This is a genomic window from Halomonas sp., assembly GCF_034520545.1.
GTDB lineage: Bacteria > Pseudomonadota > Gammaproteobacteria > Pseudomonadales > Halomonadaceae > Halomonas.
The window spans coordinates 370,578-396,257 of the sequence record NZ_JAXHNN010000009.1 but is presented as its reverse complement, the minus strand read 5'-3'; the positions used below and the strand labels follow the sequence as shown (position 1 = coordinate 396,257).

General features: G+C 62.3%; 20 protein-coding genes and 1 other RNA gene. 10 read left to right on the top strand and 11 right to left on the bottom strand.

Features of this window, described 5'->3' with window-relative positions; all coding sequences use genetic code 11:
• Positions 1–121: 121 nt before the first annotated feature.
• Positions 122–1,354, bottom strand: coding sequence for a tyrosine-type recombinase/integrase (locus tag U5L98_RS06865; RefSeq protein WP_322557578.1), 1,233 nt, complete (start codon positions 1,352–1,354; stop codon positions 122–124).
• Between the two features lie 81 nt (positions 1,355–1,435).
• Positions 1,436–1,532, bottom strand: an RNA gene (ffs, locus tag U5L98_RS06860) — signal recognition particle sRNA small type.
• 247 nt (positions 1,533–1,779) lie between these two features.
• On the opposite strand from ffs, the gene U5L98_RS06855 reads away from it, so the two are divergent.
• Both U5L98_RS06855 and U5L98_RS06850 read left to right on the top strand, forming a co-directional pair.
• Positions 1,780–3,798, top strand: coding sequence for a hypothetical protein (locus U5L98_RS06855; RefSeq protein ID WP_322557882.1), 2,019 nt, complete (start codon positions 1,780–1,782; stop codon positions 3,796–3,798).
• A 5-nt stretch (positions 3,799–3,803) separates the two neighbouring features.
• Positions 3,804–4,568 (top strand): TlyA family RNA methyltransferase, encoded by a 765-nt coding sequence (locus tag U5L98_RS06850; protein WP_322557577.1) that lies wholly within the window; start codon positions 3,804–3,806, stop codon positions 4,566–4,568.
• Between the two features lie 19 nt (positions 4,569–4,587).
• On the opposite strand, the gene mscK is transcribed toward U5L98_RS06850, so the two are convergent.
• Positions 4,588–7,950 carry a mechanosensitive channel MscK gene (mscK, locus tag U5L98_RS06845; RefSeq protein WP_322557576.1) on the bottom strand — a complete coding sequence of 1,121 codons (3,363 nt, stop codon included), beginning with the start codon at positions 7,948–7,950 and terminating at the stop codon, positions 4,588–4,590.
• Positions 7,951–8,194: 244 nt separating this feature from the next.
• Here mscK and U5L98_RS06840 point away from each other — a divergent pair, with 244 nt between their 5' ends.
• From U5L98_RS06840 to U5L98_RS06820, 5 genes are all read left to right on the top strand, one after another.
• Complete coding sequence (locus U5L98_RS06840; RefSeq protein WP_416208183.1) at positions 8,195–9,238, top strand: phospholipase A; 1,044 nt, start codon at positions 8,195–8,197, stop codon at positions 9,236–9,238.
• Between the two features lie 88 nt (positions 9,239–9,326).
• Positions 9,327–9,659 (top strand): DUF883 family protein, encoded by a 333-nt coding sequence (locus U5L98_RS06835; protein WP_322557575.1) that lies wholly within the window; start codon positions 9,327–9,329, stop codon positions 9,657–9,659.
• Positions 9,659–10,054, top strand: coding sequence for a phage holin family protein (locus tag U5L98_RS06830; RefSeq protein WP_322557574.1), 396 nt, complete (start codon positions 9,659–9,661; stop codon positions 10,052–10,054). The genes U5L98_RS06835 and U5L98_RS06830 overlap by 1 nt, the downstream gene beginning before the upstream one ends.
• Entirely contained in the window at positions 10,041–10,319 is a 279-nt protein-coding gene (locus U5L98_RS06825; protein WP_322557573.1) for a YqjK family protein, read from the top strand. Before U5L98_RS06830 ends, U5L98_RS06825 begins: the two co-directional genes overlap by 14 nt.
• A 20-nt stretch (positions 10,320–10,339) precedes the next feature.
• Entirely contained in the window at positions 10,340–10,795 is a 456-nt protein-coding gene (locus U5L98_RS06820) for a CopD family protein (protein ID WP_322557572.1), read from the top strand.
• Positions 10,796–10,821: 26 nt separating this feature from the next.
• On the opposite strand, the gene U5L98_RS06815 is transcribed toward U5L98_RS06820, so the two are convergent.
• Positions 10,822–11,997 (bottom strand): NAD(P)/FAD-dependent oxidoreductase, encoded by a 1,176-nt coding sequence (locus tag U5L98_RS06815; protein WP_322557571.1) that lies wholly within the window; start codon positions 11,995–11,997, stop codon positions 10,822–10,824.
• 249 nt (positions 11,998–12,246) lie between these two features.
• Between U5L98_RS06815 and U5L98_RS06810 the strand changes: the two genes are divergently transcribed.
• Together U5L98_RS06810 and U5L98_RS06805 are read left to right on the top strand one after the other, a co-directional pair.
• Positions 12,247–13,341, top strand: coding sequence for an efflux RND transporter periplasmic adaptor subunit (locus U5L98_RS06810; RefSeq protein ID WP_322557570.1), 1,095 nt, complete (start codon positions 12,247–12,249; stop codon positions 13,339–13,341).
• Complete coding sequence (locus tag U5L98_RS06805; protein ID WP_322557569.1) at positions 13,341–16,454, top strand: efflux RND transporter permease subunit; 3,114 nt, start codon at positions 13,341–13,343, stop codon at positions 16,452–16,454. The genes U5L98_RS06810 and U5L98_RS06805 overlap by 1 nt, the downstream gene beginning before the upstream one ends.
• A gap of 64 nt (positions 16,455–16,518) precedes the next feature.
• On the opposite strand, the gene U5L98_RS06800 is transcribed toward U5L98_RS06805, so the two are convergent.
• Together U5L98_RS06800 and U5L98_RS06795 are read right to left on the bottom strand one after the other, a co-directional pair.
• Positions 16,519–16,944, bottom strand: coding sequence for a DUF3617 domain-containing protein (locus U5L98_RS06800; protein WP_322557568.1), 426 nt, complete (start codon positions 16,942–16,944; stop codon positions 16,519–16,521).
• Between the two features lie 147 nt (positions 16,945–17,091).
• A complete protein-coding gene (locus U5L98_RS06795) occupies positions 17,092–18,015 on the bottom strand; it encodes a LysR substrate-binding domain-containing protein (RefSeq protein ID WP_322557567.1) in 924 nt (307 codons plus the stop codon).
• 220 nt (positions 18,016–18,235) lie between these two features.
• Here U5L98_RS06795 and U5L98_RS06790 point away from each other — a divergent pair, with 220 nt between their 5' ends.
• Entirely contained in the window at positions 18,236–19,126 is an 891-nt protein-coding gene (locus tag U5L98_RS06790) for a DMT family transporter (protein WP_322557566.1), read from the top strand.
• Positions 19,127–19,309: 183 nt separating this feature from the next.
• Here U5L98_RS06790 and U5L98_RS06785 read toward each other — a convergent pair whose 3' ends face one another.
• The 5 genes from U5L98_RS06785 to U5L98_RS06765 all read right to left on the bottom strand — a co-directional run bounded on the left by U5L98_RS06785 (position 19,310) and on the right by U5L98_RS06765 (position 25,654).
• Positions 19,310–19,615 (bottom strand): flavin reductase family protein, encoded by a 306-nt coding sequence (locus U5L98_RS06785; protein ID WP_322557565.1) that lies wholly within the window; start codon positions 19,613–19,615, stop codon positions 19,310–19,312.
• Positions 19,616–19,633: 18 nt separating this feature from the next.
• Positions 19,634–21,886, bottom strand: a complete 2,253-nt coding sequence (locus tag U5L98_RS06780) for a putative bifunctional diguanylate cyclase/phosphodiesterase (protein ID WP_322557564.1) — start codon at positions 21,884–21,886, stop codon at positions 19,634–19,636.
• Between the two features lie 199 nt (positions 21,887–22,085).
• Positions 22,086–22,889, bottom strand: coding sequence for a M48 family metallopeptidase (locus U5L98_RS06775; protein WP_322557563.1), 804 nt, complete (start codon positions 22,887–22,889; stop codon positions 22,086–22,088).
• A 154-nt stretch (positions 22,890–23,043) separates the two neighbouring features.
• Positions 23,044–23,649 carry a class I SAM-dependent methyltransferase gene (locus U5L98_RS06770; RefSeq protein WP_322557562.1) on the bottom strand — a complete coding sequence of 202 codons (606 nt, stop codon included), beginning with the start codon at positions 23,647–23,649 and terminating at the stop codon, positions 23,044–23,046.
• Between the two features lie 541 nt (positions 23,650–24,190).
• Complete coding sequence (locus tag U5L98_RS06765) at positions 24,191–25,654, bottom strand: aldehyde dehydrogenase family protein (RefSeq protein ID WP_322557561.1); 1,464 nt, start codon at positions 25,652–25,654, stop codon at positions 24,191–24,193.
• Positions 25,655–25,680 lie beyond the last annotated feature (26 nt).

The window sequence follows — 25,680 nt, the reverse complement described above, 5'->3', positions numbered from 1 at the left end:
CCGCAGGCAACAGGATGGTTTTAACGCCTTATTCTTAGGCTACAATCGACGATCTCCCCTTCCCCCTACCTACCCCCCTGCTTCTATGGCTAAAACGCTTGCTAGGCTTTTAAATCAATACTTATGACGAGCTGTACGCTATCTCCTCCACCACATTAACCAGCACTTCAGGAGCATAGTCTTTTCCGTACCGTGTATTCGTAATTCCTCCTGTTGCATGTCCTAGCAAGCCAGCTATCAATGATTCAGCATGCCCCTTCTGCTTAAGCTGATTAGCCACTGTATGTCTAAAGCTGTGAAAGTCTTTCCTTTTCTCTCCTTGAATCTCCAATGAATTTCTTACCCTTGAAAACCATTTTGAAGGTTGTCCCGAGTAACCATGTTTGTCGTGATAGCTTAGCTCAGGGAATAGCCTACCTTCTTTTACAACATCTATTATCCCCATTTCTAACAGCTTGCTATGTACAGGTATCATCCTTTCAGAATGAAGTGATTTAAGTTTCTGGTCACTTCTCTTTTCATTAATATGGATACACCACATACCATCAACTAAGATAATATCATTTTTGTAAAGCTGACATAGCTCATTAAGCCTTGCCCCTGTATAAAGGGCTAAACGTGGCAGCCAATATTTATATCCTTTCTCATTTGCTGTAGAAATAAGGATGGCATTGATATCATCACTACTGAACACATCACGCCAAGCATTTGATTTTACATTTTGCTTGATACGCATATTCTTGAAGGGATTGTTATCTATGTATCCTTGCTCGATTGCAAAGTTAAAGAAGGCACTAAGGTTTTTTACATAGTTGTTGTATGTTGTAATGGATATGGCTTTTTCTTCATCAACTAAATAAACAAAATCACTAATCTTTAGTTCAGGATGCTTGCTTAGCTTGCGAGCAGCCAATGGCGGTAACTGAAGGGCAATATCTCTAAACTCTCTAGCTTCCTTGGCACCAACAGACGAGATGGGAACATCCCCCACCACTTTAGCTAGCAGCCTCACTAAGGCAGCCTTGTCATCTATCGTTTTCTGAGAGATGGCCGAACGCTTCTGTAGCTGTGAATATTCTTCCAGCAAGGAGGTGAGGCAGGGGGAAGATTGAGGCGTAATGTCAAGCAGAGAAGATGGAGCAATATTAGCAGGTGGCGTACATCGACCTAGCAGGGACTGAGATTCAAGGAACAGACGAGCAGAAGATAGCAATGCTTCTCGTTTGCTTCTGGTGCGAAGGGATTGGCGGATCTCTGTACGACCTACCGTGCTACGAAGGTGAGCAGGCACCACCAGACGAAAGTAGTAGATACCGTGGCGAGAACAGATGAGGTAAGGAGGGCATGAGGGCATTTTGTATCACCTATTGGATCACTTGGAGGATCTGAGGTGAAAAACCCTTGCAAAACAGATGAGTAGCCAAAATGGAGGCGGCCCCGACAGCCACATCCCGGCACACGCGTCCACCACTACCGTTGCTCCCTTCCGGGCCTGGCGGGGTTTGCGGTCTAGCGTTGCGGGAGGACCGACGGGGCCACCACAGCAGGATGCCCAGGGCATCGCTCACCCGACGTTGATCAAAGCCGACGTCGAGCGGGGCGCACTATATCAATGCCTGGTCCTGGTCACAAGGGTCGTGGCACTCGATCCGGCCGGCCGCCGCCAGCAACCCGGTGCCACTCAAGAACATCGAAGAGCTTGATTTCTCTGTCGGGTACAGGCGTCATGGAACGATGACAGCCTGACGACAAGGAGTCGGCGTGACCACGCCTGGACAAATGCAAGACGCCCGTACGACGCCACTGGCCAGCGACGAGCTAGCCGGCTTGCTCGAGAAGCTCGACGAGGCCATCGCCCTGCTGGCCGAAGCACCTGAGCTCGCCAAGCCTGGCCAGCTGGCCAGGGTTTTCGACACCGCCCAGGGGGTCATGTTGCAGGAAGGCGGATGTGAAGCCGTCGAGCAGCGGGCTCAGATTCTCGAGCAGGCGGGAGTCTTTCGTGGCTCCGACTGGGCGACTCCCCAATACCTGGTGCCATCCCTGACCACCCATGCGCTGAAAAGTGCCGATTCCAATGTAGTGGTCATCGAGTCGATCAGCGAACTGCGCATCCTCGCCGTCGCCAAGGGGGAGTATCTCCATCCCCTGCTTTCCGAAGAGCAGGCCCACCATTACCTGACACAGGTGATGGCACTCAACCTCTGGCTACTGTTCGGTGCGCCCACCGAGGCCGAGCGGGAAACACAGGGTGCTCTGGCACAGATTCCTCGCCACCTGTTCCACCATCTGGCCGAGCGCATCGGCTATGAACATGTCATCGATCGCCTGATCGACGAGATCTGGCGAATCCTGCAGCAGCGGCCGATCCAGGTGGATACGATCAAGCAGATGATCACCCAGATCGCCATCTGCCAGGCCAATCCGGAGATCGACCTGGGAACCAGCGGGCATGGCGCCGATCGCCTGGTCAGCTCTCTTTACGGCCCCACCCATGCGTGTCGCGAGGATCCTGGCATCGACACCTACCGCGAGCGCCTGTCAAGCATGGACAGCGGCGCCCTGCAGTACGAGGCAACCGGCTTCGCCAGGGCCATGCACGACACCAGCCTGGTCTCGCCCTATCACGCTGTCCTGCTGCGCTATCTTCTCGACCACGGTGATCACCTGCTGGCCGAGGCCCTGGGACTCTCGTCCACTGGGCGGGACTGCCTGTTATGTTATCGCGAACTGGTCCACGCCCTGATCCGCGGTGCGGTGTATCCGACCACGCCCCAGGCGGTCTACGGGCTAGCCCTGATGCTCGAGCGTGGCATCCTCTATCAGCCACCGGTGGCGCCGGCCATGTGGCGCCAACTGGGGCTGAGGCTGTCGGACTGGTCCGAGGCGCGCCTCAACATGGCCTATGGCGACAGCGCTTCACCTCGCGCCCGGCTGCTGGAAGGGGTGCTGTGTATGCTCGGGCTGCCGCTGGGCGTGGGTCAGGGCAACAACCCCACCTGCCAGTCGGCCCGCGCGCTCTCCATGTGGGCCTACAACGATCCGGACTACCTGCTGCAGATGGTGACCTGGGCGGCCCGCGACGACGAGATCATCATGCACTTCGAGGGCCAGCCGATCTCCTCGATGGAGAGTAGTGGCGGCGTGGCACAGAGCCTGCCCATGGACCTCGACCCGGTATCGCTGATCGTGGTGCCGCACCTTGACCGTATCTACGCCGAGATGGGGCGACGCTGCATCGAGCGCGAGGGTGATCCCCACCGCTGGGTCAATCCGGAATTCCACGGCTGGTGGTCGGGGCGCGGCTTTCGCATCAATGTCGACGTGGCCACCGGCCAACTTCACGAGTTGGACGACTTCTTGCGCCACTTCTATGCCAGCTATCATCCTTATTACAATGGCAACCAGCCGCTGATTCACCCCCAGCCGGCCGGCATCGCCGTGACCGACAGTGTGGCCCGCTTCATCGGCTGGCATGCCATCACGATGCTGCGCGTCACGCTCGACCCCAGCGATACAATGCGTATCTACTTCTACAACCCCAACAACGACAGCGGCCAGGACTGGGGCGACGGCATCGAGGTGAGCACCGCCGGCCACGGCGAGCGCTTCGGTGAATCATCGCTGCCCTTCGAGCAGTTCGCCTCGAGGCTCTATATCTTCCATTACGACCCACTGGAGCGGGGGGAGCTCGCCAGGATTACCCAGGAAGAGCTTGACCGGGTGACCGGTTATATCCAGCGCAGCTGGGGTGCAGACCGCCTCCCGCCCAAGGACCTGCAAGCGGATGAGGGGCCGTAGGGGGCATGCCACGCCTCGACCAACTTCTCGTCACCCAGGGCCTGGCCCGCTCGCGTACCCGTGCCCAGCGGCTGATCCGCCACGGCCGGGTACGCCTGGCCGATAGCGGCAAGTCACTGATGAAGCCTGGCGAGAAGCTCCCCGAAGAGACCCGGCTGAGCGTCGAGGAGGATCCCGAAGAGCACTATGTGTCCCGGGCGGGGCTCAAGCTGGCGGCACTGATCGAGGCGCTTAGCCTGGATCTCACCGGCAAACTGGTTCTCGACGTCGGCCAATCCACCGGCGGCTTCACCGACTGCGCCCTGCGCTCTGGCGCCCGCCACGTGATCGGCGTGGAAGTCGGCCATGACCAGCTTGCCCCTGCACTGCGCGACGATCCCCGCGTGACCTGCCTGGAGGGACTCAACGCTCGCACCATGGCCAGCGAACCCCGGCTGCGGGCGGCCTTCGATGCTCTGGCGGCTGCAGGACCTGACCTGGCCGTGATGGATGTCTCCTTTATCTCTCAGACGCTGGTCCTGCCCGACCTCGCTGCCCTGTTGCCAAGTGGTGGCAAGCTGCTGAGCCTGGTCAAGCCGCAGTTCGAGCTGGGCCCGGGCGGTGTCAATTCGCGCGGCATCGTCGATGAGCCATGGCGCTACATTGAGGTGGAAGCGCGTATCCGCGCCTGTTGCCAAGCGCAGGGGCTGGCCATCCAGCACTGGCGACAGAGCCCCTTGAAAGGGGGCGACGGAAACCAGGAGTTCCTGCTTCAAGCCGTCCGGCGCTGAACGACCGGCCGCCCTGCCCTTAGCGTCCACCGCCATCGCCATCGCCCTGACCGAGGTTCCGCTCTCCTGTATTACTCATTCCTTCGGAGGGCCTGGCTTCCGGTGTCCCCGGATCACCGAGGGCCACGCTCTCGATCTTCTTCTGAGTTCCGTCGGCGCGATGCAGCCATACGTCGAGCTGACTGAAGGCGATAGTCAGGCCATGTTCGGCGAACAGATCAACGACCCGGCAGTTGATCTCGTCGGTGGCGAACAGCCTGTCGGTCACGCTGTTGACGAAGATGCGCAGCTCGAAATTCAAGGAGCTGTCGCCATAACTCATGAAGAGTACCTCCGGCTCGGGGTCGTCGAGGACCCGCGAGTTCTCGTCGGCAGTCTGGCGCAGCAGGCGGTGGACCAGTCGATGGTCCGAGCCGAATGAGACCCCGTACTTGAGAATCACCCTGGTGACCGTGTCGGAGAGCGACCAATTGATCAAATGGTCGGTCACGAAGGTCTTGTTGGGAATGATGATCTCCATGCGATCGAAGTCGGTCACCGTGGTCGCGCGGATGCGGATACTTTTCACCGTGCCGGTCAGGTTGCCTATCGTGATGGTGTCACCGATGCGTATCGGTTTTTCGAAGAGGATGATCAACCCGGAGACGAAGTTGGCGAATATCTCCTGCAAGCCAAAGCCCAGGCCCACGCCGAGGGCGGCCACCAGCCACTGCAACTTGTTCCAGGACACACCCAGACTGGAGAGCCCCATCACCAGCCCCGTGGCGACGATAGTGTAGGAGAGCAGAGAGGTGATCGCATAGGCGCTGCCCGGTTTCAGCTCGAGGCGCGAGAGCACCATGACCTCAAGCAGGCCTGGCAGGTTGCGCGCCAGCATTATCATGAGGGCAAAGATCAGCAGAGCCGTGAAAAAATCCGCCAGCGATAAGGCACTCTCTACGAGATCGGCACCCTCGCCATCGGCGTCACCCCATATCGTCACCTGCTCCAGATAGCTGAACACGGACGACAGATCCGCCCAGACCATATAAAGCAACAGGACAAAGCCGATCAACAGGGCCAGCTTGGAAAGTCGCAGTGACTGCTGGTTGACCTCGTCCATGGCCAGCGGAGGTTCCTCGATCAGCTCCAGGTTACCTTCACCGCTTTCCTGGGCCTGGGCACGCCGACGAGCCAGGGCGCGCTTGAAGGCCAGACGCCGGGCCGCGACGGCCAACCCCCTGACCACCGCGGCCTCTATAAGAATCCACAATCCCAGCAGGTAGAGCGTGATCACGAAGTGACCGATGAGTTGCAGAGCCGTGTACTCGTATCCCGAGATAATAAGCCCCACCAGAATAAGGGGAGCCGAAGCGAAGATCAGGCCCAGCAACAGGCGGAAGAGATTGACACCAAAGAAGGGCGTATGGGCCAGGATCAGCCGTGCTTGAACGAGGCTCATGGTGAGCAGACCGGCGATCAGCAAGCCCAGGGCCAAAGGTCGGACATCGAGACTGATCTCGCCATCCCGCGCCAGGATGGCGATGAACAGTACCGGCACAAGCGCCAGGCCAAACCACTTCAACAAGCCGCGCAGGCGTGTCACGTAGGCCACCGGCCAATGGAAATGCCGGGTGGCCACCCCATCGGGCACCAACAAACGACGTGCCCAGGCGACAACTGTCCAGGCCAGGGCCAGGTGCCAGAGGGTCTTGCCCATCCCGACGACGCCGGCCTGGGCATCGGCAACCAATACGGCCCCGATACCTGCCAGTAACAGGGGGCCGGGGATTGCCAGTAGCAGGTTGAGGACGATCGCCAGGGGCGTGTGTGCCTGGGAGTCACTGTGCAACCGGCCGATCTGGCCATGCAGAACCATCAGACGCGCCTTGATTCGCCGACGCAGGCCCAGCAGCAATCCTGCCGCCAGCAGCAGGGGCAGGCCCCAGAGCGCCTCCTGGGTGGGCAGGCGCCAGTTGCCCGGCAGAATCTGCCGCCATTCCCCTTCATGCCACTCGAGCATGAACAGCGAAGGCAACTGCCCGAACCAGGCAAGGTTAAGGGGGCGGCGACTTGCTACCCAGAAGCGTTGCTCGTCGATGGTGGCGCGTAACTCCCGTGAGTTCTCAAGCGTCTGCTGCTGGTTGAGTTGAAGCTCAATGGCGGTGCTGAGCAAGTTGCCATAGGTCTGCTCGAGTTGGTCAACCAGTTCTCGCCGGGATTGATAGAGGCGTTGAAGAGACTCGACCAGGGCCGGTGTGATTTCCACGCCTGCAGCAGTCAGGCGTTGACTCGCCAGCCGCTCACTCTGGCGCAGATCGTCACGCTGACGCGCCAGGTCAAACTGGCGAAGACGCAAATCGGCGATCTCGTCGTTAAGGTCGCTGAGTGACTCCGTTTGGGGCAGGGATTGACGCTGCTCGCGCAGGATCCGTGACAACAGCAGGCTGCCTCGAATGGCGCGTATCTGCTCGTCGAGGCTGCGCTGGATCTGGCGCACCTGATCGAGCTGGCTGCGGACCAGGATGCTCTCGCGAACCATATCACTACTGCGTTCCGTGGCCCTCAACAACTCGAGGCTGAGGTCTCGATTGACCTTCAGCGCCCGCTCGAGAACCGGATGGCCAGCAGTGATCAAGGGATCGTCGCGTGCGGCATCGGCGATCGCCTGTTCGGAGGCGATGCGCCGCTTGCGATCGATCACGCTCTGCAACATGGTGAGCATGACGCTCTGCCGGTCGATATGGCCCGTGAGCAGGTCACGCCGTCGCTGAGCCAGTTCGCGCAACTGGGTGTGGGTGGCCAGCTCGCGCTGATGGAGCTGCATCTGCAGCTCGGCCAGGCGGAGTGCCACTCGTTGTTGCTGCATTCGGGGATCGTCTGCGGGGACGTCCCTTGCCTCCATCTCATCGAGAGCACGTCGACTCTGCTCGATGGTCTGGATCGCCTCGGCGATTCCCCGCTGAGCGCGTTCAGGCAGACTTTCGGCGGCGATCAGCTGTGAATTGACCTCGGCCAGTCGATCCTGCAGTTGCTTCAGTTCGGAGACCGCCTCGCGTTGCCGGTCCTCGAGCTCTTCCAGGGAAAGACCGTCGAGCTCACTGACGGAGATAGCGAGATCGGCCTCCTCCTCGGCCACCAGCTCTCGCTCGAGGCGAATCAACTGGGTAGGCGCCTGCTCAACGCGTTCGTTAAGGGCGGCCAGGCGTTCTTCTGCCTGGGCGATCTGGTCGAGTCCTGTCAGCACAGCCTCAAGGGCCTCGATATCACGCTGTACCCCTTCGCTGACCGTCTCGCCCTCGGCAGGCAGGCGCTCGGCCAGGCGCGACTCGATCTCCTCGCGCGAAGGTAGCCCTCGGGGCGTCTCTTCCTGCGCAGCGACGTCCTGAGCCAGCGCGGGCATGGCGATCACCAGCCACCCCAGACAGCACAGGAGCGTGAGTATCAAGCCACGCGAGACAGCAGCATACCGGCAGCAGTAATGTAGATGGGCATTCAATGGGCAGCCTCGGTTATGATGGACCCGAGCATGATTCTCGTCCCGCCGGGACAGCATGGCAATGGCGCCCTGTAGGCTCGGCGTTACAATTGACTCGTCGCACTGGCGTAATAGAGACGCTCCTTTAACCTCCACCAGGTATCTGACCATGATGTCTGCCCGATTTCCCCTGCTCTCCACCGCCCTGACAATGGCGGTTCTGAACGCAACTGCCATGGCCGCCGAGCCGATGAATGAAGCCGAGCGCGCGGCTATCGAGGCACGCCTCGCGGCCCTTCAGGAGGAGATGGGGGAGTTGCGTCGACAACTGGCCGACGGCGATGGCAAGGGCACTCAGGCCGCCCCCCTCGTCGAGCACACTGTCGAGCGGGAGCTCGACGAGAAAGTGAATGATCGGCGTCAGTTCGAACGCGAGTCGTCACAGAACCCCTTCGCCATCACTACCCACCGGCGCAACTACTGGTTCCCGGTGAGTTATAGCACCAGTCCGAACGACGAGGCCTTTCGCGTTATCACTGATCGCAACAAGCCTGATCGGGCAGAGATGAAATTTCAGTTCAGCGCCAAATTCAACCTGGTCGATGACCTGTTCGGCGACTACGGCGGCGATCTCTACTTCGCCTACACCCAGCGCAGCTGGTGGCAGGCCTTCAACACAGATGCCTCCTCGCCCTTTCGCGAGACCAACTACGAGCCGGAAGTCTTCATCGACTTCGAGAACGACATGTCGCTGCTCGGCTGGACCAACATCAATAACCGCCTGGGATTCAGCCACCAGTCCAATGGTCGCTCAGACCCGCTGTCGCGCAGCTGGAACAGGCTGCTTCTCGAGTCCACCATCGTCAACGACGATTGGGCCCTGACCCTGGCGCCCCACTGGCGCATCCCGGAGTCCTCGGACGAGGACGACAACCCCGATATCCACAGCTACCTCGGCTACGGCGACATCACCCTGGCGCATCGTCTCAATGGCGACAACGAACTCAGCCTGATGCTGCGAGGCAAGCCCAGCGACAACCATATGGGCACACAGGTGGACTACTCATGGCCCTTGTTCAACAGCATCCGCGGCCATGTGCAGTACTATTATGGCTACGGCGAAAGCCTGATCGACTACGACCAGCGCAGCCATCGCCTGAGCCTGGGCTTCAGCATCAATCCGCTGTTTTCCGCCGGCGTCCTGGAGCGTTGACCCTGATCTGGGTCAGGGTCGAATACGTTGAACTCACGTCGCCGACTGTTATGCTGGAACTCTCACGTACCGTCACAGGAAGACTCTCATGGCTAGACATGCCCCCCGCACCAGCGAATCTACCCAGCAGCTCAGGGAAGACTTGAACCAGCTCACCCAGACCATCGAGGAGCTGGTCAACGCCACCGCCGATGATTCCCGCAGCAACATCAAGGAGCTGCGTGAGCGCGCCGAGAAGCGCCTGAAGGATACTCGCGAGCGACTCGAGACTCGCGGAGAGCGCATCTATGACGAAGCCCGCGAAAATGTCACCCAGCAGGCCGACGCCTGCGATCGCTACGTCCACGAAAACCCCTGGACGAGCATCGGCATTGGCGCCGGCGTAGGGGTTGTCATCGGCATGCTCATCGGGCGGCGCTGATGTCCGCGAGCCAAGGACCGGCTCAGCGCCTGTTCGTTGCCGGCAAGCGGCTGCTCGGCAGCCTGCTCGCCATAGGCGAGACGCGCTTGCGACTCGCCGTGCTCGAGCTCGAGGAAGAGCGAGCCCGCTTGGTGGGCATGCTACTGCTGGCCGGGTTGAGCCTGATCCTGCTGCTGTTGGGCCTCGGCGTTCTCACCACCTTGGTGATCGTCGCCTTCTGGGAGACCCACCGTCTGGCCGCCATCGGGGTGAGCGCTTTGGTGCTGCTGATAAGCGGTGGCCTGCTCGCCCTGAGGGTCATGCAGCTGGCACGCCGTCGCACCCTGCTGGCCGGCACGCTGCGCCACTTGGCAAGTGACCGTGAACTGGTGGAGACGTCGCGTGAAACGCGCTGATCGTCAGGCCCGCAAAGCCGAGCTGGAACACGCCATCGAGCAGCAACGCGTGGATCTGCTGGTGGCTACCAGTCGCTGGCAATCGGCGGGACGTTCCCTCGACCATGGATGGAACCTGCTGGTGCGTTTCAAGGTGCCGCTTCTGATAATGGGCGGCATGCTGCTCTACCACGGCGCACGACGGCCCGGCGGCGTTGCGCGCATGGCGGGCCGCCTGACCACCGGAGCACTGATCGTCAAGCGGGCGCGCCGCCTACTGCGCTGACCACCCGAAGGAACTTGGCCATGTCCCTTGCCATCACTCTGCATGTTCTAGCCGCCGTGATCTGGGTCGGTGGCATGTTCTTCGCATGGATGATCCTGCGGCCGGTCGCCGGAGAACTGCTGGAGCCTCCCCAGCGCCTGACCCTCTGGTACCACGTATTTCAGCGCTTCTTCCCCTGGGTCTGGGCCGCTGTGGTAGTACTGCTGGCGACAGGGCTGTGGATGCTCTTCGGCGTCTTCGGTGGCATGGCAGGTACCAGCTTCCATGTCCACCTGATGCTGGTATCGGGGTTGGCGATGATGGCGATCTTCCTGCACATCTGGTTCGCCCCCTACCCTCGCCTGGGCCGGGCCGTGGCCGGCGAGAACTGGGCCGCGGGCGGTCAGCAGCTGGGGAAGATCCGCCGGCTGATCGGCATTAATCTGATCCTCGGGCTTTTCACCGTCGCCATCGCCTCGGGTGGGCGTTTCCTCTGATCGCGGCATGCCTTGTTGATGCGAGCCTAAAGTGAATTGCCGCAGGCTACGCCGGAAGCCCACGCCCACTGGAAGTTGTGGCCGCCGAGCTCGCCGGTAACATCCAGTACCTCGCCGATAAAGCGAAGTTGTGGTAGCTCCTGTACCGAAAAGTCCTTGGACGAAACAGCTCGGGTATCCATGCCGCCCATGGTTACCTCGGCAGTCCGCCAGCCTTCCGTCCCGGCAGGCTTGAGGCGCCAGGCCTCCACGGCCTCGGCCCAGGCCTGCAAGCGGTCATTGCTGTACTCGGCAAGCACCCCGTCATCTTCATGCCACTCGACCAGCGCCTGGGCCAGGCGCTTCGGCAGACGCTCCCCCAGCCAGCTGGAAAGCCGCCGCTTGGGCGTCTCGCGCCGTGCATGGCAGAGCGCCTCAAAGACATCCAGACCGGGCAGCAGGTCGATGGAAAGGGTGTCCCCGGACTGCCAGACACTGGAGATCTGCAACATGGCAGGTCCCGAAAGTCCGCGATGGGTGAAGAGCATTGGCTCGCAGTAGCTTCTCCCGCGACATGTCACCGACACCTCGCAGCTGACGCCTGCCAATGCCTCAACCCGCGCCTTCCAGTGCGAGGTGAGGGTGAAGGGCACCAGGCCGGCCCGGGTCTCGGTGACCGACAGCCCGAACTGGCGGGCGAGGTCGTAGCCGAAGCCGCTGGCACCCATCGAGGGAATCGACAGCCCACCCGTTGCCACTACCAGAGCCCCGCAATCGATGGGCCCCAGCGAGGTCGCCAGCCACATGCCCTCCCCGCGACGCTCGACGCCCTCAACAACGGTCTTGAGACGAATATCCACCCCCGCCCACTCACATTCGGTAAGCAGCACACGGAGTATCTCTTTCGAGGAGTCGGCACAGAACAGCTGCCCCGGCGTCTTCTCCACGTATTCCACACCGTGGCGCTCCACCAGCTCCACGAAGTGCTCGGGTCGATAACGCTTGAGCGCCGAGATGCAGAACGAAGGATTCTGGGAGGTGAAATTCGCCGGCCCCGAGGCCAGATGGGTGAAATTGCAGCGCCCGCCACCGGACATCAGGATCTTCTTGCCCGCCTTGTTAGCGTGATCAACCACCAGCACCCGCCGTCCGGCATGGCCGGCAGACAGCGCGCACATCAGCCCGGCGGCACCGGCGCCGATCACGACCACATCGTATGTCACCCCCGCTATCCTCCCGGCCACTCATCGTCGTCAACTTCAAGCGGGCATTCTAGCAGCCGGACATCGATGCGCCGAGAGTGGTCAATCATGTACAGTTCTTGTACATTGTGACGGCAAGGAATCCACTCTTGATAGTTGTGAATTGTTGTCACACTCCCAGGATACGGCCCGGTTAGGCTATAAATGGCGCCTGCAGGATCGCGAGCGCCTCTCTCGCACCGCTCACGCTCATCGACAAGATCCGCGCTCATGCCTATACGCCTCGCCTCACACTTACTGCCCCTGTTGCTCGGCCTGTTACTGGCCTTGGCGACGCCGTTGTACGCCCAGCAGCCCACCGCGGTGATCGCCGCCGAGGCACGCCTAGAGCCCTGGTCCGACCCGATAGAAGCCTTGGGTACCCTGCGTGCCGATGAAAGCGTGACACTCTCCTCCACCGTGACCGCACTGATCGCCAAGCTGAGTTTTACCGACGGTGAGGAGGTGGAAGCGGGCCAACTGCTGATCCAGTTGAATGACAACGAGGAACAGGCCGACCTGCGTTCCGCCCAGGCATTACGCGACGAGCGGCGCAACACCGTGGCCCGCTTGAATCAGTTGGAGAGCCGCAACCTGGCCCCCCGTGCCGATGTCGAGGATGCCCGCTCCCGGCTGCGCCAGGTGGAGGCCGAGATCCAGGCGCTGGAGGCAAGGCTTGCCAACTACCGGATTCTCGCGCCCTTCAGCGGACGCGTCGGCTTTCGCAACATCAGCGTGGGCAGCCTAGTCACCCCCGGTACCGAACTGGTGACCCTGGACAAGCTCGACGTGATGAAACTCGATTTCAATGTGCCCGAGGTCTTCCTCTCTCTCCTCGAGCCCGGCCTAACCCTCACGGCCCGCAGCGCGGCCTTTCCCGACGCGACCTTCGAAGGCGAGATCGCAAGCGTAGGCGCACGTGTCGACCCGGTGAGCCGCAGCGTGCCGGTACGCGCCGAGCTGGACAATCCCGACCTGAAGCTCAGGCCAGGCATGCTGATCGAAGTGGTGGTGCAGCGCCAGCCACGCGAGACGATGGTCATCCCCGAAGCGGCACTGATTCCCGAAGGCAACCGTCAGTACGTGCTGATACTGCACGAGAACGGCGACTACCAGGTAGAACGGCGCCAGATCACCATCGGTGCCCGCCGCGAAGGCGAGGTGGAGGTACTGGAGGGGCTTAGCGAAGGCCAGCTGGTGGTGGCCCACGGCACCGAGCGAGTGCGCGACGGCCAGCCGGTCCGCCTGCTCGGCATTCTCGATGACGACACCAGCGTGCCGGAGATTCTGCGTCGCGAGCGCAATGCCGCGGAGGCGGAAAGCTGATGCGCCTCTCCGATGTTTCCGTGCAGCGGCCGGTACTCGCCACGGTACTGGCCGCGCTGATCGTGGCCTTCGGCCTGCTGGCCCTTCAGCGCCTGCCGCTGCAGGAATATCCCTCCATCGACCCGCCGGTAGTCAGCATCGATACCCGTTATCCGGGTGCCTCGGCCAGCGTGGTGGAGACCCGCATCACCCAGGTGCTGGAGGACCGTGTCGCCGGCGTGGCAGGCATCGAGGTGATCTCGTCATCCAGCCAGGACGGTCGCTCCAGCATCAACGTGCAATTCAGCCTGGCCATGGACATCGATGCAGCTGCCAACGACATTCGAGATCGCATTTCCGGCTCGCTCGACAACCTGCCCCAGGAAGCCGAGCCGCCCGAGGTCCAGAAGGCCGACTCCAGCGACGACGTAGTCATCTGGCTAAGCCTTTCTGGTGAGGGCTACACCATGGCGGAGTTGACCGACTACGCCAATCGCTACCTGGTGGACCGTTTTTCGGTACAGACGGGGGTGTCACGGGTGATCGTCGGCGGCGGGCGCGACTACGCCATGCGCATCTGGCTCGATGCCAACGCCCTGGCGGCGCGCGACCTCGCCGTCAGCGACGTGGAAAGCGCCCTGCGTGCCGAAAACGTCGAATTGCCCGGCGGGGCCATCGAATCCCGTGACCGTCAGTTCATCGTGCGCCTGCCGCGCAGCTTTGCCACGCCGGGGGATTTCCGAGGGCTGGTACTCGACGAGGGCCAAGACGGCTACCTGGTAAGGCTCGGCGACGTGGCCCGCGTGGAAATCGGCGCGGTGGAGGAGCGCACCATCTTTCGCGGCAACGGTGTGCCCATGGTGGGCCTGGGCATGCGCAAGCAGTCCACCGCCAACGTGCTGGAGATCTCCGATGGCGTGCTGGCGGAAATGGAACGCCTGCAGGGCACCCTGCCCGATGGCATGAGCCTGGGGCTGAATTTCGACGCCTCGGTTTTCGTCTCCGGTGCCATCAAACAGGTGGTGCAGACGCTGTTCATCGCCATGGGCCTGGTGGTCGTGGCGATCTTCGTGTTCCTCGGCAACCTGCGCACCACTATCATTCCAGCCATTACCGTGCCCATTGCCCTGATCGGCTCCTTCGCGGCGCTGGCGGTGATGGGTTTCACCATCAACCTGTTGACCCTGCTGGCCCTGGTGCTGGCCATCGGCCTTATCGTCGACGACGCCATCGTGGTGCTGGAGAACATCCATCGGCGCATGCACGAACACGGTGAGACGCCACTGGTCGCCGCCTTCCGCGGCACACGCCAGATCGCCTTCGCGGTCATCGCCACTACCCTGGTGCTGATCGCCGTGTTCGTGCCGCTGAGCTTCCTGCAGGGCGACATCGGTCGACTGTTCTCGGAGTTTGCCCTGACGCTTGCCGCGGCGGTGGCGATCTCCAGCCTGCTGGCACTGACCCTGACGCCGATGATGGCCTCCAAGATCCTCAAGAGCGACATGCAGGAGGGACGACTGGCCCGTGCGGTGCAGTGGGCACTGGAACACTCACGCTGTATCTACCGCCGACTGCTCGAGCGCATGCTCAAGCTGAGGCTGCTGGTGCTGGCGGTATTTCTGGGGCTGGTCGGCGGCATGCTGTGGCTCAATGAACAGCTGCCCAACGAATATACCCCCAAGGAGGATCGCGGCAATTTCTGGGTGCTGGTCAACGGCCCGCCCGGCGCTACCTACGACTACATGCTCGACTACATGGACGAGATCGAAGCCCGACTGCTGCCCATGGTCGAAACCGGCGAAATCGATCGAGCGGTGGTACGTGCGCCACGTGGCTGGGGCAACATCGAGAACTTCAACAGCGGTTTCGTCATCGTCGGGCTGGCCGACTGGAGTGAGCGTCGCAGCGCCTGGGCGATCATGGACGAGGTTCGCCGGAAACTCGCCGATCTGCCCGGCGTTCGCGCCTTCCCGGTGATGCGACAGGGCTTCGGCCAGCGGGTCGAGAAACCGGTGCAGTTCGTGCTCGGTGGCGGCACCTACGAAGAACTGGCCGAGTGGCGTGACACCGTGATCGAGCACATTCGCGAAGACAACCCGCGCCTGACCGGCCTGGAGAGCGACTACGAGGAAAACCAGCCGCAACTGCGCGTGGAAATCGACTACAGCCGTGCCGCCGACCTGGGAGTCACCGTCACCGAGATCGGTCGCACTCTGGAGACCCTGCTCGGCGGGCGCACGGTGACCCGCTACGTGGATGACGGCGAGGAGTACGACGTGATTCTCGAGGGCGAGCCCGGCGCACGGCCGAGCCCCTCCTCACTGGAGAGCATACGCGTGCGCTCGCAGCGAAGTGGCGAGCTGATCCCACTGGCCAGCCTGGTGACGATCACCGATTTCGCCGGTCCCAGTACCCTGAACCGCTTCAATCGAATCCGCGCCATCACCCTGCAGGCCGAGCTCGCCGACGGCTATGCGCTGGGTGAGGCGCTTGAGTACCTCGAAGCCACCGTCGATGAACTTCTCCCGCCGGAGGCCCAGACCGACGTCAAGGGAGCCTCCCGCGACTATCTCGAAGCGAGTGGCGCCACCGGCTTTCTGCTGGGCCTGGGTATCCTGGTTGTATTCCTGGTTCTGGCCGGCCAATTCGAAAGCTTCGTGCACCCCTTCGTGATCATGCTCACCGTGCCGCTGGCCATCTGCGGCGCTCTGCTCGGGCTCTATCTCACCGGGCAGTCGCTGAACATCTACAGCCAGGTAGGGCTGGTGATGCTGGTAGGGCTCGCCGCCAAGAACGGCATCCTGATCGTGGAGTTCGCCAACCAGCTGCGCGACCAGGGAATGGCTTTCCACGAGGCACTGGTCGATGCCGCCGTGACGCGGCTGCGTCCCATCGTGATGACCGCGGTGACCACCATGGCCGGTGCCGTGCCGCTGATCGTCTCCAGCGGCGCCGGCGCCGAGACCCGGCTGGTGATCGGCACGGTGATCCTCTGCGGCCTGGCCGCCGCCACTCTGTTCACGCTTTTCGTGGTGCCGGTGGCCTATGACCTGCTGGCGCGGCGGACCGGCTCTCCGGGCGACGTCGCCCGCCGCCTGGAAGGGGAGATGGGCGAGTCGCCTGCCGGCTACTGACCTCTTCTCTACGACAACGGCCACTCCGTGGAGTGGCCGTTGTCATCGATGGCGGGAAGACGCTTCAGCAGTCGCCGATGCGCCGCCCCTTCATGGTCGTGGTCATGTTCATCTCGCCCATCTGCGGCGACTGGACGGTGACCTCCACACGGCCCTCGGTGGTATCGCCAAGGAACTCCATCTGGCCGACGATATCGGCCTCGCCGCCCTCAGCCTGGCAGACCATGCGGTAGTCCATGCCGTCGACGGTGACGTTGTGCTCGAGCAGTTCGCAGCCCTCCTCCTCGATGAAGCTGAACTCCTCATCGTCGATATCGCCCTGGGCGATGCACTCCTGGTGGGTCTCGGTCTGGTCGGGGATCGGCATGTCACCCTGCACGGAGGTGATGCTGGTGAACTCCCACTGTCCCGGTTCGATATTGGGAGATTCGGCAACAGCCGACAGCGGCAGCGCCAGCAGTAGGCCGGCAAGAAGGGGGCGGAACGACATGAAGAAATTCTCCCTGATAATGGGTGGTATGCCATGCACTCTACACGAGGCTCAGCATAGCCCAATCGACGGCCTAGCCCAATCGATGCCCGCCCCCAATCCGGCTCTGCTCGGGACAGGCAATGGCGCGAGCCCGATACCCGATGCCTAGGCGGCTCCTGCCGCCTCCGCCTTGGTCCAGGCGATGAAGCTCTGTACCTGCTGCGTACCGACGGCGTCACGGGTCGCGACAATATCGTAACCGATACTCGTCTCCACGATGTCCGTAAATGGACGCACCAGAAGCCCTGCCGTGACCAGGTCGCTCAGTATCGGCAAACTACCCAGGACGACTCCCTGTCCCGCAATCGCCGCCTGAACGGCCAGGTTGTAGTCGCTGAAACTGACCCCTCGTCGAGCATCGATGTGACCGGCGCCCAGCGTCTCGAGCCAGGGCTCCCACCCCACCCACGCTCGAGTCGCTGTGGCCCAGGTCAGGGCTGACGTATCCCAGTGAATCAGGGTGGCGCGAGAGAGGTCATCCAGCTGCCGCAATCCATCATGGCGCGTGGTCAGCGATGGACTGCAAAAGGCACACAGCTGCTCGTCGAACAGCCGGTAGGCCACTTCCCCCTTCTGTGGAGCGACGCCGAAGCGAATCGCCACGTCCGCCGCTCCCTTTTCAAGATTCGCCAGGCGAAGTGAGGAATCGATCAGCACATCGATGTCGGGATACATGGCGCGGAACCGCTCGAGCCGGGGTACCAGCCAGGCAGTGGCGAAGGAAGGTTCGGCGGAGACGACCAGGCGCTGAGGATTGCGGTAGGCACTCATCTGGCCAACCGCACGTTCGATCTGCTCGAAGCCTGCCGCCAGCGATTCCAGGCCAGCCCGGCCGGCCGGCGTCACCCTCAGGCCGCGCCCACTACGTTCGACGAGCGCTATGCCCAGGTGCTCTTCCAGCTTGCGCACCAGTTGCTTCACCGCCGCCGGCGTGACATGGAGCTCGTCGGCAGCAGGCACGAAGCTCAAATGGCGTGCAGTGGTCTCGAAGGCACGAAGCGCATTGAGAGAAGGCAATGGGCGTTTCATAAAAGTAACTTTATCTAACCTCTATGTGTAGATCAAATATATTGCATGACGCCATCCATTCAGGAAAATAGTCGGTATTGCTCTGGATAAAAGTAAGAAAAATTACGTTTTTGCCGTTTCGGTGATAACGGCTTTCGCGCAGGAACACACTGACTCGCCATGGTTCGTCTAGCGCGGAGCTATTCGCCCCCGCCCTCACGCAATAGCAAGGTCATGTCGTATGCAACCCGATCAGCGCACGCTTCTCGCCTCCGCCATCGTTCTCGCCACGGGGGTGCTATGGGGGTTCTACTGGCTACCGGTTCGCGCCCTGGGGGAGATGGGCCTGGCGGGCGCCTGGGGGACAGCCGCCATCACCGCTGGCACGGTGGTACTTCTTCTGCCCTTTGCCGTTCGAAATCGCCGCCAACTGGCACGAACCCGGCCGGTCGCCCTGCTCTCGGTCGCGCTGGGCGGTGCAGCGTTCGCGCTCTACTCGATCGGCTTCCTCTATGGACGGGTCGCGATCATCATCCTGCTGTGGTTTCTCAGCCCGGTGTGGAGCACGCTGATCGGCCGCTTCCTGATGGGATGGCCGACGCCCCGCCTGCGCATTGTCGCCATTGTCCTGGGCCTGGTAGGACTGGCCATCATGCTGGGGGCCGACGGCAATCTGCCGCTGCCCCGGGGAGCAGGTGAGTGGATGTCGTTGATTGGCGGTATCCTCTGGTCTTTCTCCACCACCGGCATCCGCGCCAGGTCCACCATCACGGCTCTACCCGCCGCCTTCGTCTTCGCCCTAGGCGCGGCAGTGACGGCCTTGGTTCTCGCCCCGTCCCTTGAGCCGCTGCCCAGCATTGTCCCGAGTCAGGCCCTCACGATCACGGGGCTGGCACTGCTGACAGGAGGCCTGTGGTGGGGATTGAGCCTTGTGGCATTGATGTGGGCGACGGTCCGGCTTGAGCCTGCACGCGTCAGCATCCTGCTGATGACGGAGGTGCTGGTGGGAGCGCTTTCCGCGGCCCTCCTCGCCGATGAATCCCTAACAGGCTTCGAGATGGCGGGAGGTGTCATCGTGCTCTTCGCGGGCCTGCTTGAGGTCCTTCCCGCGCGTTACCTCAGATCGGCATGACATATCCGATGACATTTCCCCAGGCGGTCCGCCATTTCATGAGAACAACAACAACGCGTCTCTGAACCCTCCAAAAGAAACCCGGTGCCACGGCAGATGTCGGATTGAATCCCTTGAGCGACCGCGAGGCGATGCTCACCAGCCACTGCTCGTGGGCTTCTAGGTGCAGGCATTGGGTGCGTTTCAGGATGCCTGTCGCGTCAGATCGTGGAAGTGGATGCCGGTCGCCTTTATCACAGCGGTCAAGGCCGTCATCGGCAGGTTGATGACGCAGGTCCCACTGCGGCGCACGAGCTCGAAACTGTGATTGCCGGAGGAGATGACGCAGCCGACCAGGGAGGGCGAGAAGGCCATCATGGTATGCCAGCCCAGGGTCATGATATCGCGCTCACCACCGCAGGCAGATGAGACCAGCACAATGGGGCCAGGCTCGAGGTAACGGCGCACCCGATCCAGCGGCACGTCGACCATCTCGACATCGTCACGCATCTGTTTCTCCTCCGTTGTTCACTCTTCGCTGCGGGCCACTCCCGAGAGCATCTTCTCCATGTCGCGGTCGAGGAAAGCGAGGAGGCTCTCTTCACGCAATGGTCGAGAGAGGTAGAAGCCCTGGATCGTGTCGCAGTTCATGGCAACGAGGGTCCGGAGGCTCTCTCTGTCCTCCACCCCCTCGGCGGTCACCGTCAGCCCCAGTTCGTGGGCAAGGGTGATGGTGGAGCGCACGATGAGGTAATGGCGGTCATTGGTCAGCATGTCGCCCACGAAGCTCATGTCTAACTTGACCTCGTCGACAGGGAACTCGCTCATGTAGGAGAGCGAAGAGTAGCCGGTGCCGAAATCATCCACCGAGATGCAGGCGCCGGCATCGTGGAGATCGGAAAGCACATCACGGATGCGCAATGGATCCCGGATGAAGCCGGTCTCGGTGATTTCCAGCCACAGGCTGCGTGCCGGCATCGGCGGCGCTAGGCACTGGGCGATGAAATCGACCAGGTCGGGCTCCATGAGATCCTGGGGCGCCAGATTGACGCTGACACGAAAGCCCGAGGCAGCCAGGCCCGTGCGCCGCAGCATGTCGCTGGCCTCCTCGATCACCCAGCGCGTGATCCAGTGTGTCAGCCCGGCCTGTTCCAGCATGGGAATGAAGCGCCCCGGCGATACCAGTCCCAGGTTGGGATGATGCCATCGGATCAACGCTTCGGCTGCCTTCACTCTTCCGCTCTCGATATCCAACTGAGGCTGATACTCGAGGAACATGTCGCGGGTGCCGTGGCGATGGAAGTCCTGCAGCAGGAGCAGGTCATCGATATCCGGCTCGAGATCGGTGCTGTAGATCACCCAGCGGTGGTGGGCCTCTCGGGCCATCGCTACAGCCAGGATGCCACGGCGAACCAGCTCATCGGCGCCTTCGTCTGCTTCGAGGCTTGCCTCGTTGACGATGCCGACGACGTAGACGGGATCGAGATCGACCGAGCCGAGGTTCAGCGGTTCGGTCAAGCGCCCGACGACGTCGTTGCCTTCCAGTGGCTTACTCGTGACAATGGCGAATAGCCCGGAACCGAAGTGCCCGACCAGACGGAAATCCTGCGTTTCCAACAGCCTGGCAAAGGTTCTCTGCAATTCCAGCGCCACCTGGTAGCTGAAGGCAGTGATCAACTGCTCGAGATTGACCAGTTGGATCAGGGCGATGGTCGGCGACCATTCGGGATCGGCCTCAATGAGGCTGTCGAGCTTGCTGATGAAGGCGCTGCGATTGAAAAGCCCGGTGAGCATGTGGTGCTCGAGCCGATACTCGAGCTCGCCCTGCAGCGACCGTCGAGACATCAGTTCCCTGGAGAGCAGACGGGTCTTGCGGGCCACCTGCCGGCGCAGGGACCAGGACCAGAGGTAACCGCCTGCCCCCAGCAACAACAGCGGCAGCGCTATCCAGGCAAGAGTGCGCAGATGGTCCCGCCAGGTCGTGGGCTGCCACTCCATTTCGGGGAGCCAGTCGGCATGGATATCGAAGTAGGTGCCCTTGGCCTGCAGCAGGCCCACTTGCTCCTGCAGCCACGCATGCAGGTCGTCACGCCCCCGCCTGACGGCGAAGACGTAAGCCGTGGGCCAAAAGGGCCGGCTGACCTGATGGATATCAAGCTCTGCCGCGCCGATGACATGCCGCGCCGTGTGGGCGGCGACGATGGCGATATCCGCATGGCCTTCCACCACGGCCAGCAAGGCGCTCCTGATGTCCTCCTGGGGCCTAAGCTCTCCCCCAGCCGGGTTCTCCCTCAGTTGATTCTGCGCATAGCTACCTTCCACGACGGCCACCCGCATGCCGGAGAGATCATCGGGTTTCTTCTGGACCGATTCGGGAGAGCGCGCAAAGATGCCGTGCGCCACGTAATAGATCGGCGAGGTGAAGTCGAATCGCTCCTCTCTTTCCTCAGAGACGAACAGCGCCACCACATCCGCTTCGCCTGTCTCGACGGCCTCGATGGCTTGATCCCAGGCCATCAGCAAGTGCTCGGCCTCGAGGTCTTGCTGATGCGCGATAGCGTCCTGGAGGTCGATCACGAATCCTCTCGGCTCACCATCGTCGTCTAGCCACTGGAAGGGTGGATAGTCGTCGGAGCCCGCGAATACCAGCGGCTCGGGAATCTCTTGCGGTGGCGACAGGATCTGGGCGGCGAGCGGTACCGAGGAAGCCAAAGCCAAACCGGCGACCAGTAAACAGGCCCCGATCGCCCCTCCTGTTACATCGCCTTGCCTGAACCCCATGGAGGCCTCGCATATTCGGATGGTCTTTCGCCTTGAAAGACCCCATTACACTCAAAGATATACCAGCCTGCCACAGTTCACAGGACGCCAGCAGCCAATGCGACCGACAGGGACACCCGCAAAACATGGGTTACATACTTCTAATGCGACAGCCGTAACTGAATAAGCTACCGGGTGATTGAATGCCCGACCCCCACAGCTACCCGGAACAGTCAGCCAGGTTAGCGTTACGATAGTTCGCCATGGCCTCCTCCATGGCCTGCTGCAACGCCTCAATACGCGAGCCGTGCGCCGGATGGGTAGAGAGAAACTCGGGGGGTTGACCACCGCCAGCGGCTGCCATGTTGCGCCACAGCGCCACGCTCTGTTGCGGGTCGAACCCCGCCCGCGCCATGATCGCCAGGCCCATCAGGTCGGCCTCCTCCTCATGGGCGCGGCTGAAAGGCAGGCTGATGCCGAGCCGGGCGCCCAGGCCCAGGGCCTGCATCAACTGCTGCCCTCCCAGCTCTCCCTCGCCCAACAGCCCCACCAAGAGCAGCACGGCCTTGATGCCGAGCTGCTGAGTGAGACGCTCGTTGCCGTGGTCGGCCAGCACATGGCCGACCTCGTGACCGATCACCGCCGCCAGCTGGGCCGGATTCTCGGCCACCCGCAGCAGGCCGGTATGCACACCGATGCGCCCTCCCGGCAGGGCGAAGGCGTTGGGAGAGGAATCCTCGAAGACAGCGACCTCCCAGGCCTCGGGCAGGTCAGCGGCCGAGTAGAGCTCCTCGGCAGCGGCCACCACCTCCCTGGCTACGCACTGTACCCGGCGGTTGACGGCCGCATCGCGTGATACCGACTGACGCTGACGCAACTGGTCGAAGGTATCCTCGCCCAGCTGAGCCATCAGAGCGTTCGGCACCAGAACCAGCTGGGAGCGTCCCGTCGGGGTCTCCTCGCAGCCGGTCAGCATTACCAGGGGCAGGATGACCAACAGTCGCAACGTGAACCGAAAGCGCATCGCATCATCCCTCTCGTCAGTGGACCGAACGGATCAGCCTAGCCCGACTGACCTGAGGAGGAAACACCCCTGCCCTGACACCCCGTCGATCAGGCCGAGACGGGCATTCGAGGGGCAGTTAACGTGCCGAATGCTGCATATATAGCCCGGTGACTTATGCATCGACGATACGCGTGAAAATAGCCCCGTAATGGTAGGGAGGAAGTTCGACGCTCGTTTCCAGCTTGAAGCCCGCCGGCTCGACCACCGTGCGGGTTTGTTCCGGCGACAGGCGCATGTCGGTCTTGGGGCCTCGCGGCTGCCCGAGAACGGTCGTCTGCTCCCGCTGCAGGGGATACCAGTTGACGATGGCCAAGCGGCCATCGGGCTTCAAGGCCGCAGCGACTTCTCGGGCCAGTGCCGTCTTGTCCGGTACGCCGTGAAAGGTGTTGGCGATCAGCACGTAGTCTACCGGCGCAGTCAGCAAACGGCTCAGCTCCATGGCATCCCCGAGCAGCCAGCTGCAATTCGACATTCCCTTGCACGCCGCTTGCGCCTGTTCAATCATGAGGGGGTCGATATCGAAACCGACGACATGCCCCGCACCCACTTGCCGGGCGATGGCGGCCGTGAAATAGCCATCTCCACAGCCGAGATCGACGACCCTCATCCCCGGCTCGATGCACAAGGCCGTGACGACCCTGTCAGGATCTGGCCAGAGCGTATGCCACCAGTCCTGGTCCGGCATGGCCGAAGCGGGAAACAACCGGTCTTGCGTCATGAGGGGAGATTCCTTTTCATCGTCGCTGGTGCGCCACTCGGCCGAGTTCGGCGTACAAGAGATGAGCCTTTCGCCTCACCAAGGCCACGGTTCGAATCCCGCCCAATGCTGGTGATCGCTTCCATGCTGGCGCGTTCTCCTGGGTAGGTGAGGCAAGCAACAGGGTCTGAATTCCATCGCTCATGGCTCGACTGGTTCCACTCCCCAACTGCCGTACCAACTACCATACCGACTTTACTCGCTCCTGGGCCATCAGGCGCCGAACACCTTACGAGGCGTGATGCGTCAGGTCATGGAAATGTCAACCCCGATTAGAAATGTCCGTTTTCTACCGATCTAAGATGTCCGCTCTGACTTGACCAGAACAACCGCTGGAGGTCTGGCGGCAACAGGCCGGGATGGACTGGCACATCGAGGAATCCCCAGTGCGTTTCACCGCCGATTTCGACGGGTAGTGTTTCCTCCCTCTGTACATTTTGTGTAGCCAGCAGCTGCTGGTCAGCTACCTGCACGGCAGTCCGCAGTGGCGCTATGATCACCGCTACTGCCCGCGTGGCGAAAACGCAGGCCCGATCAAGTGCTTGACCTGCAGATACTCCGCCAATCCCCAGGGGCCCAGCTCACGGCCGATGCCGCTGATCCCGAAGCCGCCCCAGCTGGCTTCCGGCATCACCACCTGCTCGCTGTTATACCAGATGCTGCCGGCACGCAGTTGGCGACCCACCCTTCGCGCGCGCTCGACATCACCGGCGACCACCGTGGCCGCCAGACCGAAGGGGCTGGCATTGGCGAGCTCGATGGCTTCCTGATTGCTGGTGACGCTGCGCCCGCAGAGCACCGGCCCGAAGATCTCTTCCTGCCAGAGGCGGCTCTCGACCGGCACATCGCGGTAGAGCGTCGGGGCGACGAACTCGCCGCGCTCGGGCAGCTGGCGATGCCGGCCATCGCGCACCGCCACAAGCCCCTCCTCCCGACCCACCGCCAGGTAGCGCTCGACCGCTTCGCGCTGGCGCGTGCTGGTCATGGGGCCCATGTCCGTGTCGTCGGCCAGGGGGTCGCCCAGGCGAATCGCGTCCATGCGCTGAGCAAGTGCGTCGTAAAGGGCATCGGCTAGAGCCGCGTGCACGATCAGCCGCGAGGTGGCGGAGCAGACCTGCCCGGAGTTGAAGTAGATACCCGCCATCACCCAATCGGCGGCCTGCTCGACCTCTGCATCGTCCAGCACCAGGATGGGGGACTTGCCGCCCAGCTCCAGGGAGACGTTACGCACGCCCTTCGCCGCCGCGTGCATGACCTTCTCACCCACCATATTGCTGCCGGTGAAGGAGAGCTTGTCGACGCCGGGGTGGGCGGTGAGCGGCGCCCCGATGCCCTCGCCGTCGCCGTGTACCAGGTTGAGCACCCCGGCGGGCAGGCCGATGGCCTCGGCGATCTCGGCCACCGCCTGTTCGGGCAGCGGGGTGACTTCGGAGGGCTTGAACACCACGGTGCAGCCCGCCGCCAGGGCCGGGGCAATCTTCCAGGCGCTGGTCACCAGCGGAAAGTTCCAGGGGGTGATCAGCCCCGCCACGCCAACGGGGTCTTCGTAGGTCTGCGCCCGGATGCCGTCGAGGCCGTGCTCGACGATGCGCCCCTGGCGCGCCTCCAGCTCGGCGGCCTGGCCGGCGTAGTAGCGGTAACAGGCGATGGCATCGTCGAAGTCGATTCCCGCCTCGGCCAGGGCCTTGCCGTTGTTGCGGGAGGAGAGGCGCATCAGCGCATCCCGGCGCGCCTTCAGGGCATCGGCGAAGGCCGCCAGGTAGGCACCGCGCCGCTCACCGCCCAGCGCCTGCCAGGCCGGCAGGGCGCGGCGGGCAGCGGCCACGGCGGCGTCCACATCGGCGACATCGCCGGCGGTGAGCTCGGCGATGGTCTCCTGGCGGTAGGGGTCGGTGACGAGCAGGCGACGCTTGCCTGCACTCTCGACCCAGCAATTGTCGATGAACTGTCGTGTCAGCTGTTGCATGGGTGACTCTCTCGCAGTGGGGTTCC

What these genes read in the sequence shown, in the direction of transcription:
- U5L98_RS06775 (WP_322557563.1), bottom strand. Translation starts at nt 22,889, where the DNA reads ATGCGCTTTCGGTTCACGTTGCGACTGTTGGTCATCCTGCCCCTGGTA.
- U5L98_RS06820 (WP_322557572.1), top strand. Translation starts at nt 10,340, where the DNA reads ATGTCCCTTGCCATCACTCTGCATGTTCTAGCCGCCGTGATCTGGGTC.
- U5L98_RS06850 (WP_322557577.1), top strand. Translation starts at nt 3,804, where the DNA reads ATGCCACGCCTCGACCAACTTCTCGTCACCCAGGGCCTGGCCCGCTCG.
- U5L98_RS06780 (WP_322557564.1), bottom strand. Translation starts at nt 21,886, where the DNA reads ATGGGGTTCAGGCAAGGCGATGTAACAGGAGGGGCGATCGGGGCCTGT.
- U5L98_RS06865 (WP_322557578.1), bottom strand. Translation starts at nt 1,354, where the DNA reads ATGCCCTCATGCCCTCCTTACCTCATCTGTTCTCGCCACGGTATCTAC.
- U5L98_RS06855 (WP_322557882.1), top strand. Translation starts at nt 1,780, where the DNA reads ATGCAAGACGCCCGTACGACGCCACTGGCCAGCGACGAGCTAGCCGGC.
- U5L98_RS06770 (WP_322557562.1), bottom strand. Translation starts at nt 23,649, where the DNA reads ATGACGCAAGACCGGTTGTTTCCCGCTTCGGCCATGCCGGACCAGGAC.
- U5L98_RS06790 (WP_322557566.1), top strand. Translation starts at nt 18,236, where the DNA reads ATGCAACCCGATCAGCGCACGCTTCTCGCCTCCGCCATCGTTCTCGCC.
- U5L98_RS06810 (WP_322557570.1), top strand. Translation starts at nt 12,247, where the DNA reads ATGCCTATACGCCTCGCCTCACACTTACTGCCCCTGTTGCTCGGCCTG.
- mscK (WP_322557576.1), bottom strand. Translation starts at nt 7,950, where the DNA reads ATGCCCGCGCTGGCTCAGGACGTCGCTGCGCAGGAAGAGACGCCCCGA.
- U5L98_RS06765 (WP_322557561.1), bottom strand. Translation starts at nt 25,654, where the DNA reads ATGCAACAGCTGACACGACAGTTCATCGACAATTGCTGGGTCGAGAGT.
- U5L98_RS06805 (WP_322557569.1), top strand. Translation starts at nt 13,341, where the DNA reads ATGCGCCTCTCCGATGTTTCCGTGCAGCGGCCGGTACTCGCCACGGTA.
- U5L98_RS06835 (WP_322557575.1), top strand. Translation starts at nt 9,327, where the DNA reads ATGGCTAGACATGCCCCCCGCACCAGCGAATCTACCCAGCAGCTCAGG.
- U5L98_RS06795 (WP_322557567.1), bottom strand. Translation starts at nt 18,015, where the DNA reads ATGAAACGCCCATTGCCTTCTCTCAATGCGCTTCGTGCCTTCGAGACC.
- U5L98_RS06840 (WP_416208183.1), top strand. Translation starts at nt 8,195, where the DNA reads ATGATGTCTGCCCGATTTCCCCTGCTCTCCACCGCCCTGACAATGGCG.
- U5L98_RS06785 (WP_322557565.1), bottom strand. Translation starts at nt 19,615, where the DNA reads ATGCGTGACGATGTCGAGATGGTCGACGTGCCGCTGGATCGGGTGCGC.
- U5L98_RS06830 (WP_322557574.1), top strand. Translation starts at nt 9,659, where the DNA reads ATGTCCGCGAGCCAAGGACCGGCTCAGCGCCTGTTCGTTGCCGGCAAG.
- U5L98_RS06800 (WP_322557568.1), bottom strand. Translation starts at nt 16,944, where the DNA reads ATGTCGTTCCGCCCCCTTCTTGCCGGCCTACTGCTGGCGCTGCCGCTG.